The organism is Streptomyces sp. NPDC007346 (assembly GCF_040703535.1).
Taxonomy (GTDB): domain Bacteria; phylum Actinomycetota; class Actinomycetes; order Streptomycetales; family Streptomycetaceae; genus Streptomyces.
The window spans coordinates 14,537-28,440 of the sequence record NZ_JBEYKR010000092.1 but is presented as its reverse complement, the minus strand read 5'-3'; the positions used below and the strand labels follow the sequence as shown (position 1 = coordinate 28,440).

General features: G+C 71.7%; 9 protein-coding genes. 3 read left to right on the top strand and 6 right to left on the bottom strand.

Annotated elements, in window-relative coordinates:
- Positions 1-104: 104 nt before the first annotated feature.
- Together AB0917_RS22675 and AB0917_RS22670 are read right to left on the bottom strand one after the other, a co-directional pair.
- Positions 105-1,697 (bottom strand): alpha/beta hydrolase, encoded by a 1,593-nt coding sequence (locus AB0917_RS22675; protein WP_366821434.1) that lies wholly within the window; start codon positions 1,695-1,697, stop codon positions 105-107.
- Between the two features lie 223 nt (positions 1,698-1,920).
- On the bottom strand, positions 1,921-2,970 hold the full coding sequence (locus AB0917_RS22670) for an Rv2578c family radical SAM protein (RefSeq protein WP_366821433.1): 1,050 nt from the start codon (positions 2,968-2,970) through the stop codon (positions 1,921-1,923).
- Positions 2,971-3,178: 208 nt separating this feature from the next.
- On the opposite strand from AB0917_RS22670, the gene AB0917_RS22665 reads away from it, so the two are divergent.
- Together AB0917_RS22665 and AB0917_RS22660 are read left to right on the top strand one after the other, a co-directional pair.
- Positions 3,179-3,622 (top strand): SRPBCC family protein, encoded by a 444-nt coding sequence (locus tag AB0917_RS22665; RefSeq protein ID WP_161267503.1) that lies wholly within the window; start codon positions 3,179-3,181, stop codon positions 3,620-3,622.
- Between the two features lie 221 nt (positions 3,623-3,843).
- On the top strand, positions 3,844-6,261 hold the full coding sequence (locus AB0917_RS22660; RefSeq protein WP_366821432.1) for an MFS transporter: 2,418 nt from the start codon (positions 3,844-3,846) through the stop codon (positions 6,259-6,261).
- Between the two features lie 108 nt (positions 6,262-6,369).
- On the opposite strand, the gene AB0917_RS22655 is transcribed toward AB0917_RS22660, so the two are convergent.
- A complete protein-coding gene (locus AB0917_RS22655; RefSeq protein WP_366821431.1) occupies positions 6,370-7,287 on the bottom strand; it encodes a LysR family transcriptional regulator in 918 nt (305 codons plus the stop codon).
- A 131-nt stretch (positions 7,288-7,418) separates the two neighbouring features.
- Here AB0917_RS22655 and AB0917_RS22650 point away from each other — a divergent pair, with 131 nt between their 5' ends.
- Complete coding sequence (locus AB0917_RS22650; protein ID WP_366821430.1) at positions 7,419-8,420, top strand: aldo/keto reductase; 1,002 nt, start codon at positions 7,419-7,421, stop codon at positions 8,418-8,420.
- Positions 8,421-8,597: 177 nt separating this feature from the next.
- Here the strand turns inward: AB0917_RS22650 and AB0917_RS22645 are convergent, their stop codons facing one another.
- The 3 genes from AB0917_RS22645 to AB0917_RS22635 all read right to left on the bottom strand — a co-directional run bounded on the left by AB0917_RS22645 (position 8,598) and on the right by AB0917_RS22635 (position 13,688).
- Positions 8,598-9,899, bottom strand: coding sequence for a lanthionine synthetase C family protein (locus tag AB0917_RS22645; RefSeq protein ID WP_366821429.1), 1,302 nt, complete (start codon positions 9,897-9,899; stop codon positions 8,598-8,600).
- Positions 9,900-9,916: 17 nt separating this feature from the next.
- Entirely contained in the window at positions 9,917-13,072 is a 3,156-nt protein-coding gene (locus tag AB0917_RS22640) for a lantibiotic dehydratase (protein WP_366821428.1), read from the bottom strand.
- Positions 13,073-13,496: 424 nt separating this feature from the next.
- On the bottom strand, positions 13,497-13,688 hold the full coding sequence (locus AB0917_RS22635) for a hypothetical protein (protein WP_366821427.1): 192 nt from the start codon (positions 13,686-13,688) through the stop codon (positions 13,497-13,499).
- Positions 13,689-13,904: the final 216 nt, after the last annotated feature.

Sequence of the window (13,904 nt, the reverse complement as noted above, 5' to 3'; positions counted from 1 at the left end):
AGGCGCTGGGACGGCTGCCCCAGGGGGCCGAGACCCCCTGAGGGGTGCCGGCGGGGGTACGCGCTTTGACCCGGACGCCGAGGCGCGCACCCTCAGGGCCTACCTCAGTGGCGCGGGCCCAGCAGTCCGTGCAGGCGGCTGCCCGTGCTGTTGTCCACCGACTGGGCCGCCGCCTTCGCGGCCGGCAGCGGCTTCGGGTCCGGGAGCGCCGCGCAGACCGCGTCCGCCTCGCTGCCGCCCCGGCCGCGCGGGACGGTCCCGTCGGTCAGATAGGCCGTCAGGTGCCGGTCCAGGCAGGCGTTGCCGCTCAGCGTGATGCCGTGGTTGCCGCCGCCCTCCTCCACCACCAGGCTGGAGCCCCTGAGCTTGCGGTGCATGGCCACCGCGCCCGCGTACGGGGTCGCCGCGTCGCCGGTGGCCTGGAGGATCAGCGTCGCCGGGAGGCGGTCGTTGGCCACCTGGACCGGGTTCAGCGGCGCCACCGGCCAGTCCGCGCACGGCGCGTTGTACCAGGTGTTGTTCCACGCCATGAAGGGTGCCTTGGCGTGGATCCGGCGCGCGTCGTTGCGCCAGGTGCTCCAGTGCCGGGGCCAGCCGGCGTCGCGGCACTCGACGGCGGTGTAGACGGAGTAGCTGTTGTCGCCGCCCGCGCCGGTGGCACCGAAGTTCTCGTACGCCTTCACCAGCGCCCCGGTGTCCTGGTCGTTCACGTACGCGGCGAACGCCTCGGCGAGGTAGGGCCAGTAGCCGTTGTAGTACCCGCCGGGCAGGAAGGTGTCCTCCAGCTCGCTCGCCCCGACCCTGCCGTCCACCGGCTCCGCCGCCACGGCCGCGCGCATCCGGTACCAGGCGGCCTCGACCCCGGCCGGGTCGGTGCCCAGTCCGTACGTCGCGTCGTGCTTCGCGACCCAGGCCGCGAACGCCTTGTGGCGGTCGTCGAAGGCGTGGTCCTGGTTGAGGTTGCCCTGGTACCAGACGTCGTCGGGCCCGACCACCGAGTCCAGGACCAGACGCCGCACCCGCTCCGGATGGAGCTTCGCGTAGACGGCGCCCAGATAGGTGCCGTACGAGTAACCGAAGTAGTTGATCTGCTCCGAGCCCAGGGCCCGGCGGATCACATCGAGGTCCTTCGCGGCGCTGACGGTGTCCATGTACGGCAGCACGTCGCCGTGCTTCTCCCCGCAGGCGCGGGCGAAGGCCGCCGCGCGGTCGCGGTTGACCCGCTCGTCACGGTAGGAGGCGGGCACCGAGTCCGGGCGCACCGGGTCGGAGTGGCCGGGCAGGCAGTTCAGCGCCGGGCTGCTCCTCCCGACCCCGCGCGGGTCGAACCCGATCACGTCGTACTGGGCGGCCACCTTCTCCGGCAGCGCCGAGGCCACGAACCCGGCCATCGACAGGCCGCTGCCGCCGGGCCCGCCCGGGTTGACCAGCAGCGGCCCCTGGAAGGTCTTCGCGGTGTGCGGGACGCGGGACAGGGCGAGGGTGACCTGGCGGCCCGAGGGGTCGGTGTGGTCCAGCGGGGCGTCGACCTTCGCGCACTGGAGCGTCGGATGGTTCTCCGTCGGACAGTCGGTCCAGGCGAGCTCCGGGGCGGGCGGCGCGCTCGCCCCGAAGGCGGCGGCCGGGGCCGGGGCGGCGGCCAGCAGACCGGCGACCGTCGCACCGGCCGCGACCAGGATTCCTGCACGTTTCGTCATGGGGCCTCCCGAGGTGGAGGGGACGCGGCGGCGGATGGGCCGGTCCCCGCCGCATGCTCCCCGAGATCCACGGGCCGGGCGCCGATTCCGCGCGGAGTTGACCCGTACGGTCACGCCATCGGCCCTGCGGAAGGCGGGCGCGGGTGCCACGAGGGGCGGCGGGCGCAGCCGTCGTGCGGGAGGCGGCAGGCGTCACGGGGAGGCGGCGCGGGACTCACAGGCGTCACAGCAGCGTGAGCTGTGTCGGTCCCGGCTCCGGCTCGTCCCTCGCCTCGTCCTGCGCCGTCCGCGCGGGCGTGATCCGGCGGGCCTCGCCCCGGTGCGCCGGGCCGATCCCGAACTCGTCCGCCAGCTCGTGCACCTGGCGGGTGATCCGGCGCTGGTACCAGGTGGGGGCGTACGAGCCGCCCGCGTACATCCGCTCGTACCTCGGCACCAGGTGTGGATGGTGGAGCCCGAGCCAGCGCAGGTACCACTCGCGGGCGCCGGGGCGCAGATGCAGGACCAGCGGGGTCACCGAGGAGGCCCCCGCCGCCGCGATGGCCGACACGGTGGCGCGCAACTGCTCCGGGCCGTCGCCGAGGAAGGGGATGACCGGGGCCATCAGGACCGAGCAGCCGATCCCGCTGTCCGTGAGGGCGCGTACGACGTCGAGCCGGCGTTCGGGGGAGGGGGTGCCGGGTTCGACCGTGCGCCACAGCTCGCGGTCGGTGAAGCCGACGGAGACCGAGACGCCGACCTCGGTGACCTCGGCGGCCTGCCGCAGCAGCTCCAGGTCCCGCAGGATCAGGGTGCCCTTGGTCAGGATCGAGAAGGGGTTCGCGCGGTCGCGCAGGGCGCTGATGACGCCCGGCATGAGCCGGTAGCGCCCCTCCGCCCGCTGGTAGCAGTCGACGTTGGTGCCCATCGCGACGTGCTCGCCCCGCCAGTGCCGGGAGGCCAGCTCCCGCTGGAGCAGTTCGGCGGCGTTGACCTTGACGACGATCTGGGAGTCGAACCCGATGCCGGTGTCCAGATCCAGATAGCTGTGCGTCTTGCGGGCGAAGCAGTACACACAGGCGTGCGAGCAGCCCCGGTAGGGGTTCACCGTCCATTCGAACGGCATCCGCGAGGCCCCGGGCACCCGGTTCAGGATCGAACGGGCCCGGATCTCGTGGAACGTGATGCCCCGGAATTCCGGGGTGTCGAAGGTGCGCGTGGTCACCGCGTCCGCGGCGAAGAGCGCGCTGTTGCCGGTCATGGGGCTGTTTTCGACCAGATTGTCCCAGCGCATGGACGCCTCCTCGGTAGCACTGGCCACAGAATAGAACACTTGTTCCCTTGATCGTGCGGACCAGGCCTCGGGCGGCCCACGGCCCTGAACCCCGGGCGGCCCGCGGGCCGGCGATTTTGAGGGGCCGTACCGGAGGTGGTTGGCTCAGCCCGGGAGACCCCCCAACCCCCGGATCACCCCGGACAACCGAAGTGCTGGAGGAACAGCCATGGCGCAGGTCGAGGCCACGACGGAGCGGATCATCGCGGCGGACGCGGAGGCGGTGTTCGACGCGCTGGCCGACTACAAGGACGTCCGCGGCAAGGTGCTGACCGCGCACTTCAGCGAGTACGAGGTCCGGGAGGGCGGCGACGGCGAGGGCACCCTCGTCCACTGGAAGCTCCAGGCGACCAGCAAGCGGGTCCGCGACTGCCTGCTGGAGGTCACCGAGCCGACCGACGGGCAGCTCGTCGAGAAGGACCGCAACTCCTCCATGGTCACCACCTGGACCGTCACCCCGGCCGGTGAGGGGAGGTCCAAGGCCGTCGTCACCACCGTCTGGGACGGCGCGGGCGGCATCGGCGGCTTCTTCGAGCGGACCTTCGCCCCCAAGGGCCTCGGCCGGATCTACGACGAGCTGCTCCAGAACCTCGCCACCGAGGTCGAGAAGTAGGCTCCGCACGCACGCCGGAGCCTCGAACGGCCCGGCTCCCGCTCGACGGCCGGCCTCACCGGAACGGGTGGTCTTCCGGGGTGGCCGGTTGTGCGCCGTAACGGCTCCCACCGGCACCTAAGCCCTCCGAACGCGCCCTGCGCGCCCCTCATCACGTTTGCCCCGCCTCACCGCGCGATGCGAGAAATGGGCGGCGCAGGTGCGACGAAGGGGAGCGTTACGTGGTGGGCGGTGTCACGCTGGTGAAGGACGAGCCGGACGGTACGGCGGCTCGCGGGGGAGAGCCGCCACCGCCGGTCGGCCCCGGCGCGCTCCCGACGGCCGAGGAGATCAGCCCCCGCCGGGTCCGCATGGTCTTCCTCGGGCTGATGCTCACCCTGCTGCTCGCGGCGCTCGACCAGATGATCGTCGCCACCGCCCTGCCGAAGATCGTCGGTGAGCTGCACGGCCTGGAGAAGATGTCCTGGGCGGTCACCGCCTACCTCCTCGCCTCCACCATCGTCCTGCCGCTCTACGGCAAGCTCGGCGACCTCTTCGGCCGTAAGGGCGTCTTCCAGTTCGCGATCGTCGTCTTCGTCATCGGCTCCGCGCTGGCCGGCTGGTCGCGGACCATGGAGGAGCTGATCGCCTTCCGCGCGATCCAGGGCATCGGCGGCGGTGGCCTCATGATCGGCGTCCAGGCGATCATCGCGGACATCGTCCCGCCCCGGGAGCGCGGCCGCTACATGGGGCTCATCGGCGCGGTCTTCGGCCTCGCCTCGGTGGCCGGACCGCTGCTCGGCGGGTTCTTCACCGACCACGCGTCCTGGCGCTGGTGCTTCTACATCAACGTGCCGTTCGGGCTGGTCACGTTCGCCGTGATCGCCGTCGTGCTCAAGCTCCCCAAGCCCGCCGTACGCCCCCGACTCGACGTCCTGGGCGCCCTGTTGCTCGCCGTCGCCTCCACCTGCCTGGTGCTGGTGACCAGTTGGGGCGGTACCGAGTACGCGTGGGCCTCGCCCACCATCCTCGGCCTGACGGCCGGAGCCGTCGTCACCACGCTGCTCTTCGTCGCCGTCGAGCACCGCGCGGCCGAACCGGTCATCCCGCTACGGCTGTTCCGCGACTCGGTCTTCAACATCACCGGTCTGGTCGGCGCAGTCATCGGTGTGGCGCTCTTCGGCGCCGCCAGCTATCTGCCGACCTACCTCCAGATGGTCGACGGGGCCAGCGCCACCGAGTCCGGGCTCCTGATGCTCCCGATGATGCTGGGCATCGTCGCCGGCTCCGTCGTCTCCGGCCAGCTCATCACCCGCACCGGCCGCTACCGCCTCTACCCCATCGTCGGCAGCGCCGTCTCCGTCGTCGGCATGTGGCTGCTCTCCGGGCTCGAGGCGGGCACCTCCCGCCTGGCGTACAGCCTCTGGCAGGCCGTCCTCGGCACCGGCATCGGCCTGGTCATGTCGGTCCTCGTGCTCGCCGTGCAGAACTCCGTACGCCCCGCCGACCTCGGCACCGCCACCAGCGCCAACAACTACTTCCGGCAGATCGGCGGCAGCGTCGGCGCCGCGATCTTCGGCACGCTGTTCGCCGGGCGGCTCTCCGACGCCCTCGACCTCCGCCTGCCCACGGGCGTGGAACTGCCCGCCCCCGAGTCGATCACCCCGCAGATCGTCCACGCGATGGAGCCCGCGCTGCGTGACGCCTACATCCAGGCGTACGTCGACGCGATGCCGCGCATCTTCCTCTACCTCGTGCCGGTGCTCGTCCTCGGCCTGATCCTCGCCTTCTTCCTCAAGGAGAAACCGCTGGTGTCCCACCACAGCCCCGAAGCGGCCACCGAGCCCACCCCGATCCCCGCCGCCCGCACCGACTCCGGCAGGCCCACGGCCGGATACCTCTCCGGCGTGCCCGTCTGCGGCAGCGTCCAGCACTCGGACGGTACGAAAGTGCCCAGGGCCGCCCTCACCCTCATCGACGTCCAGGGGCAGCAGGTCGGGCGCGGGGCGAGCGGCGAGGACGGGGGATACGCGCTGAGCGTCCCGGGCGCCGGCAGCTACGTCCTCATCGCAGCGGCGGGCGGTCACCAGCCGCAGGCCGTCAGCGTCACCGTGGGCGACCGGCCCGTGGAACTGGACGTGGTCCTCGGCGGGGCCGGCCGGCTCGCCGGGTCCGTCCTGACGCCGGACGGGGCGCCGGTCCGGGACGCGGCCGTCACCCTCACCGACGTACGCGGCGAGGTCGTCGCCTCCACCCGCACCGGGTATGAGGGCGGCTACGTCATCACCGAGCTGGTCGCCGGCGAGTACACCCTCGCCGCCAGCGCCCCCGCCTTCCGCCCCGCCGCCCTCCCCGTCAGCGTCCAGGCCGCCCGCGAGACCCGGCAGGACATCGAACTGGCGGGCGGGGCCGTGCTGCGCGGCGTCGTCCGGGCCACCGGCGGCCGGCCGGTGGAGGACGCCCGGGTCACCCTGCTGGACGCGGCGGGCAACGTGGTGGACACCCTCACCACCGGGCCCGACGGCTCGTTCCGGTTCGTGGACCTGTCGTCCGGCGAGTACACGGTGATCGCCGCCGGATACCCGCCGGTCGCGACCGTGCTCCAGGTGGCGGGCGGGGGCCGCACGGAGAGGGACCTCCAGCTGGGGCACGAGGACTGAGGCGTACGGGGTCGAGCTGAGCCCGTGAGCCCGGTGCGGGTTCACAGGCTCGGCGCACCCTGGTGGCTTTCGGAACGGTCACGCCCGACCTGGCCGGCCGGTGCGCGCTCAGAGGCTCGGCACCCCGGCCTCCCGCACCGCGTCCCCCCGCACCAGCCGCATCAGCGCCCGCGCCCCCGGGCTCAGGCTCCCCGCCGCCGGAAGCACCACCACGCTCTCGCACACCGCCCGCCGCCCGCCCGCCGGCTCCACCTCCACCGCGACCAGCCGGGCCGCCTCCGGCTTGCGGGAGAAGTGGTGCGGCACCACCGCGATACCCAGCCCCTCCTGCACCAGCTCCAGCAGGCTGTGGACGTCGTTGACCTCGAGGCCCACCGTCCGCCGGGCCCCCGCCGCCGCGAACGCCTCGTCCGCCGCACGCCGCGGCCCCCAGTCCGGGTGGAAGTCGATGAACGACTCACCCGGCAACTCCTCCCACGCCACCTGGGCCCGCCCGGCGAACCGGTGCCCCGCCGCGCACAGCACCACCATCTCCTCCCGCGCCAGCGGCATCAGCTCCCCGCGCCACTCCGCCGGGCTCACCGTGGCCGCGAACGCGAGGTCCAGGCGCCCCCCGGCCACCCCGTCCAGCAGGCTGCTGGTCCCCTCCTGGCGCAGCCGCAGCTCCATCTGCGGGTGCTCCCGGTGGAACGCGGCCAGCAGCCGCGCCGGGCTCACCCCCGCCACGCACTGCTCGACCCCCAGCGTCAGCGTCCCGCGCAGCAGCCCCCGTACGGCGTCGACCGCGTCCCGCGCCGCCCGCGCGCCCGCCAGCGTGCGTTCCGCCTCCACCAGCAGCGCCCGCCCCGCCTCGGTGAGCCGGACCGTCCGCGTGGTGCGGCTGAACAGCGGCGTCCGCAGCTCCTGCTCCAGCGCCCGTACGGAGGCCGAGAGCCCGGACTGCGAGACGGCGAGGCGCTCGGCGGCGCGGGTGAAGTGCTGCTCCTCGGCGACGGCGACGAAGTGCTCCAGCTGACGCAGTTCCATGATTGAGCAATGTAGGCGATGAATCCGAGCGGAATCTCCTGTTGGACTGCTGGATCGATCTGCGGAAACCTGGACCCCGCCCCCGCGCCGGTCCCGGCGCGCCACCCCCGTACCTCCAGCGGAGCCTCCCCATGTACCTGCCGTCCGCCGACCGCTACTCCGCCATGCCCTACCGGCGCACCGGCCGCAGCGGCCTGCTGCTGCCCGCGCTCTCCCTCGGCCTCTGGCACAACTTCGGCGGCGACCGGACCCCCGACGAGCAGGGCCGCATCCTGCGCCGCGCCTTCGACCTGGGCATCACCCACTTCGACCTGGCCAACAACTACGGCCCGCCGCCCGGCTCCGCCGAACTCACCCTGGGCCGCGCGCTCGCCGGCGACTTCGCCAGGCTGCGCGACGAGATCGTCATCTCGACCAAGGCCGGCTACCACATGTGGGACGGTCCGTACGGGGAGTGGGGCTCGCGGAAGTACCTGCGCTCCTCCCTGGACCAGAGCCTGAAGCGCCTGGGCGTCGAGTACGTCGACATCTTCTACTCCCACCGCCCCGACCCCGAGACCCCGCTCGAGGAGACGATGGGCGCGCTCGACACCGCCGTACGCCAGGGCAAGGCCCTCTACGTCGGCCTCTCCAACTACTCCGCCGAGCAGACCCGCGAGGCCGCCGCGATCCTCAAGGACCTCGGCACGCCCCTGCTCATCCACCAGCCCCGCTACTCGATGCTCGACCGGCGCCCCGAGGACGGGCTGCTCACCGCGCTCGACGAGCTGGGCGTCGGCTCCATCGCCTACTCCCCGCTGGAGCAGGGCATCCTCACCGACCGCTATCTGCACGGCATCCCGGCCGGCTCCCGGGCGGCGGGCGCCAGCCCGTTCCTCACCCCCGACGCGGTCACACCCCAGCTGGTGGAGCGGCTGCGCGCCCTGGACGCCCTCGCGAAGGAGCGCGGCCAGTCCCTCGCCCAGCTGGCCCTGGCCTGGGTGCTGCGCGGTGGCCGCCTCACCTCCGCCGTCGTCGGCGCGAGCAGCGTCACCCAGCTGGAGAACAGCGTGCAGGCCGTGCGGAACCTGGAGTTCAGCGCCGAGGAGCTGGCCCGGACCGAGGAACTGCTGGCCGGGGCCCAGACCGGCTGACGCTCGCCGGGGCACCGGGGCCTTCGCCCCGCCTGCCACGAAGACGCCGACCGTGCGCCGCAGTGCGGTGGCGGACGTCTCCGTCTCCGGCGCCCCTCGGACGGAGACCGCCGGGGCTTGCAGGAGGGGCGGGCACGGTCAGCTGTTCTTCGCCGAGCGGGATGAGGTCCGGGAGCGTCAGGACACCAGGAAAGCGGAATCCCAGGGGGTGGGCTCTCCAGGGTCGGCGTAGGACCGCAGCGCGAGGGCGAGCCCTGAGACCCCTTCCAGGAGACCGGCCGGCTCGTTGCCCGGTGTGAGGTAGGCCAGGCCGATCTCGAAGGGAGCGGGCAGGCCGTCCTCGAAGGTGTCGATGATCTGTTCCGCAGCGGTGTCGACAAGGGCCGTGACACGTCCGCCGTTCGGGCCGTCGGTGAAGTGGCGCAGCACATGCATGTTCCCCGCCCAGCCGTGGCAGAACGACCAGTGGTCGACGTGCCAGAGGTCGAGGGGAAGGTCGCACAGTGCGTCGACCGAGGCCTGCGCGGTGCGCAGCCAGGATTCCTCACCGAGGGCCCGGCCGGCGATCTGCAGGGCACGGGAGACCCCCGGAGCTCCGTAACACCAGGAGACCCGACTGCGGACGTGGGGGATGGACGGGTCAGCCCACTGGGCGAGGGAGACGTAGTTGGGCCAGAACGTGCCGTACCGGTCCTCACCTCGGAACCGTTCCAGAAGGCCGACGATACGGGCGATGGCCGATGCCTGGCCGGGGACGGCCGCCCCTTCTGCGAAGGCGGTGGAGAGGACGGCGAGCGGGCCGGCGATGCCGTGGGCCAGTCCGAGGTTGAGGTGTCCGAGCTCGCGCACGGCCGGGGCCGTTCGCGGGTGCCAGTTCGGGGGGCTGGTGGACCAGAACCGCGGCACGTGCTCACCGTGGTGCTCGGCCGGCTCGACCATGGCTGTGAGGCAGGTGAGGGCACGCTCGGTGGCGCCGTCGCCGCCCAGGCCGCGCAGCAGGAGATGACGCGTTATGCCGGCGAGGCCCTCCAAGGCGTCGAAACGGGTCATCGACCCGAGGGGCTCGCTCTCCACGTGCTCGCAGATCGCGTGGGTCGCCTGTACGGCTTCGGCGTCGAGGGACTCCAGGGCACGCCCGTACCCGCCGCCGGCTCCCTGGGCCAGCGCCACTGCGAAGCCCAGGCCGCACAGGTCGTAGTGCAGCCCGAACCGAGGTGTCGGGAGCTGTTTCATGGCTGCCGCCGCAGCGCTGAGGTACCGGTGCGCGGCGGCTCGTTCCTCGGCGTCACCACCGGTGGCGCGGGACGTGTGGAGCAGGGAGAGGCCCGCGAACCCACTGGCCAGGGAGACCAGGGGGGCGTCGGGCTTCGGTGGGGCCAAGTTGAGGGGGTCTCGCAGGTGATCCGCGATCCTGTCCGCCGTGCGCCGTGCCTTCTCCGCGTGCTTCGGTGCTGCTGTCGTCGGTGCTGCTGTGCTCATCTCGGCGGCCTCCCGGCTCATACGGCGGCCCCCCGGGCCGCTTTGTTCACGTGTCGGGCGCGGCCCTGGTGTGCTCGGGCCACGTGGCTCAGCAGGGTCAGGCTGCGTGTCTCCCGACCGGTGTCGATGCCGATCAGCCGGTTGTGGTGCATGTGCAGCAGTGCGCCGACCGTTCCGTCCTGCCAGACCCACCGCCCGTGCTTCCCGAGACCGGGGAGTATGTGCGGGCCCATGGCGTGCGCTGCTTCGGCCAGGCGTCCGAGCGAGGTCAGTGCCTCAGGGGCCAGCAGGGGGGCGAGGTGCTGCTCGGTGGCCCCGGGCACCACGATGCGGGACGCCTCGCGCACCTCATCGCGGGAAGGGCGGTCGATCGTCTGCCGGGGGAAGGTCCCGGTCACCCAGGCGGGCCAGTCCCAACTACCGAGGGCGTCGAGGACGACGCCGTAGCCGGCGACGACCAGCAGATCACGGGAGAGGGAGAGCCGACCGGACGCGGTGCTCCGCAGGGCGTTGACAGTCCACTCGCTGTCGGCGCAGAAGAGACGTTCCGCGGCCTCCATGCCCGCTGGGCCTCCATAGCGCGCGTACTCGGGTTCATAGGCCGGCAGGCTGTAGTCCGCGATCCATCCTTGAGTGCGCAGCATGGCGCAGTGGTCGAGGACTTCCTTCCATGCCGCGGCGGGGAAGACACCCGCCTTGCTCCGCATGCGCAAGCGCAGCTGGGGCGCGGGGTGGTTGTACCGGATGAAGAACCAGCGGTCGATCTCCTCCGCGACGCTCTGTACGAGGCGGGGCAGGTGCCGGGTCACGAGCTCTTCGTGGACCTCGGGAACGCAGCGCAACTCGACGTACGCCCACTCGCCTCCCGGAGGGTGACCGGGACCTTCGCCGTTGGCGATCTGGGTGGCGTCCAGCACACGGCGAGGGCGGGCGGGGAGCGCCGCGGCTCCACGGGAGGGCTTCCTCGCGAGGAGGGGGACGGTCAGCTCACTGCTGTGACCGTTCAGCCAACCGTAGACATCGCCGAGATCCCGAGGGCTCTCGGTCACCGAGGAAGCGCCGTTCAGAACCTCACGTCGGAACATCTCCCGTTGCAGAGCACTGTCGAGGTCGATCTCGGAGAGCTGGTCGTAGTGACCCACGTTGATCCGGGCACGCACTCCCAGCCGGGCGCGCCAAGCCGCCACGGCATCGGCCCAGCCCTCCCGTTCGTCGGCGCCGGCCCGCAGGGCGGCCCCGACGCGCCAGGTCCTGGGCACCAGGACGCTCTTCCCGCGGCGAATGCGGGGGAGGGAGGGAAGAGAGGACAGAGAGCCCCAGTGCCACGGCTGCCAGACCTTCGCGTCGCCGGTGTAGCGGAGCTCCGCGAGAAGCCGCGCCGGATTCGGGGCCCCGGAGGTCAGGGAAAGGACATGCGGGACGACAGGAAGGACCTCCTGCCCCGTCCGCTCCCAGTAGAGGCGCAGCATGTCGCCGTCGGCCGCGACGAGCAGTTCCCGCCAGTCGATGTGTCCGGGGGCCGCCGGGTCGCAGTGCTTCGCGACGGGGATGACGTGTTCGAGCAGCCTGGGTGTCTGGGTCACGTTGGCGGCCCGCGCCAGCACCGGCATGAAGTCCACCTGCGCGACCAACGCGTTCGGGTCCGCACCGGCCAGGAGTGCCCCCAGGTCCGCTGCCGAACCGGTGAGTTCCGCGAAGCGGCCGGCCATGGACCCCGCCGTGAGAGTCCCCGCGGTCGGGACGGCCCACAGGCTGAAGTCACCCGACTCCAGGGCCGGCAGGCTCGTGGCCAGGAGTTGGACGCAGACCTCCAGGGAATCGGGGGCGTGGCTGCTGTTGCTGCTCAGGGAACGGACGTCGTCGTCGGTCAGACAGACTTCGTGCTGTCCGCCGGCCAGGCCACGGTGGGCCAGCGCCGCGAGCGCCTCCGTGCGCGCGTCCGCCGCGGCGGAGTGCGGCCGGGCGCCGGAAGGGAACACCGCGCTGGAGACGGGATTGATGTATCCCTGCGGGTACCCGAGCCCCTTGTGCGGGTCGACAAGGTCCCGCAACCGCACCACACCGTGCGCCCCGTAGGCGTCGAGGAACGCCAGGCGGTAGGCCCTCATGTGCGCGTACGCCTCGCTCGGCGGTGTCATGGCCCACAGATCCGCTGTGAACCGTTCGACCTCCTTCGTCACGGAAGGCGGCAGTTCGACCGAGGCGGGTGCCCGCAGGTCCACCTGCGGTGGTGCGGTCACCGTGCGCAGGTCCACCTGGGCGGCGGAAGCGGGGCGGTCGCCGCCGTGCAGCGAACGGACTTCCAGCAGGAGGTCGTGCCACGCCTTGTGGCCCTCTCCCAGGGGCGTCTCGGCGTAGAGCCGCAGGGCGCCACGCAGCCGCTCCAGCCCTGCGGCCTCGGACGAGCCCGCGGGGAGGGCCCCGGCCAGCCGGCCGAGGCCCGCGTCGTCGAGGCGGGGGGCCGTCAACCCGGTGAGGAGGACGTCATGGAGCACCAGGCCGTGCAGAAACGCGTCGAGCTTCGGCTCATCGAACTCAGGGAAGCGTCGGCCGGCCGCGGCGAGCAGTTCGGCATACCGGACGGGAAGAGCGGCCCGCTCGCGTACCCAGGTCAGGACGGGCGTGATGCGCAGGGAGGTCTCCTGGCTGCGCTGCGTCCTCGCGTCGTCGGCAGGCTCGGACCGGGTCCGGGCATGAGGGACCACCAGACGGCCCCCGCGCTCGGTGAACACGTTGTTCGTCACGACGGTCGTGGCGGCTCGGATGTGAGGACGGGAGAGCCACTCGCGCGCGAGGCTGTCGAACCAGCCGGCGTCCGGGCGTACAGCTTTGATGGCGTCACCGTCGAGCGTGGCCCTGGCCTTCGAGCCGTACCGGGCACGTGCGACCCCTGCGTACAGGCCGAAGGGGGTGGGGCGGCCGCTCATCCTGCGCGCGTACCGGGTTACCGAGATGGCGGTGCGCAGCGCCCTCTTCGCTCCGACCTGCTCACCGGCGACGACCTTCTCGACCGTGTGCGTGAGGTCGGGGCTGGAGACGGCCATGGCCTCGGTGAGCGCTGGGTTGTCGACGATCCGGCGGATGTAGTCGCACAGCTGCTCCTCGGTCGCTTCCGCGCCGTCGAAGGAGGCCAGTATGTCGTCGTCGAAGACGTCGTGCGGGAGCGTCGTCACCCGAAGAGTGAGAGGTTCCGCTGCCGAGAACAGGTTGTGAGGCTCCATGGGACCGTTCTGTAGGTTTCGGTATGTCGTCCGCACCGCGCAGTGAGCATTGAGCAGTGAGCCCATTGGCCGGAGATTGCGGTCAGGTTGTGTCCGCGTTCGATTCCTGCGACCAGGAAAGGAGCGCCTCCCGCTACTCGGCAAGGGAGGAGCGTCCCCAGGGGGCACATCGACCGCAGGGCCGTTCCTGAAAATAGTTTGACGTCAAATCAGTACGCTGTATGCGTTCCTCTGGGGGGCGCAATTTCAGCCGCCAATGGCCGGTATCTGTCAGGTGGGCGGCTGATTTACGACGTCTGCGTCCGATGCGGGAGGGCGAGGCGGGCGGCGCCCGGAGTGGTCCCCGCCCGCCTCGCATCACATCACCTCAAGGATGTCAACAGCAGCTCGGGTTGCAGCCATTGGTGAAGCCGCAGGAGGTGCCTGTGGCGCCCGAGTCGCACGTGTTGCGCGTGACCATCATCGCCGGTCGGAGGGCCGCGTCACCGGTCAGGTGCATATGGATGTCGAGGTCCAGGTCCGAGAGATCCGCGTCGATGGATTCGTCGATGAATACCGGAGTGCCCATAGTGAACTCCTTTGGAATGCGATGGCGGAAGGTTGCCGTTCGGCCGAAGCCTCCCGTACTCGGCTATCACGAGCAGGAGTGGCCTCGGCTTCTTTGACATTCGCATGGATGATCTAGATCTGCCAGGGTTTTGCTTTGGTCAATTGCTCATTCCTCGGATGTTGTTCCAATTTGGCGGAGGTTGCCCGGAATCACCTGAGGAGGGGGACGTGCGGT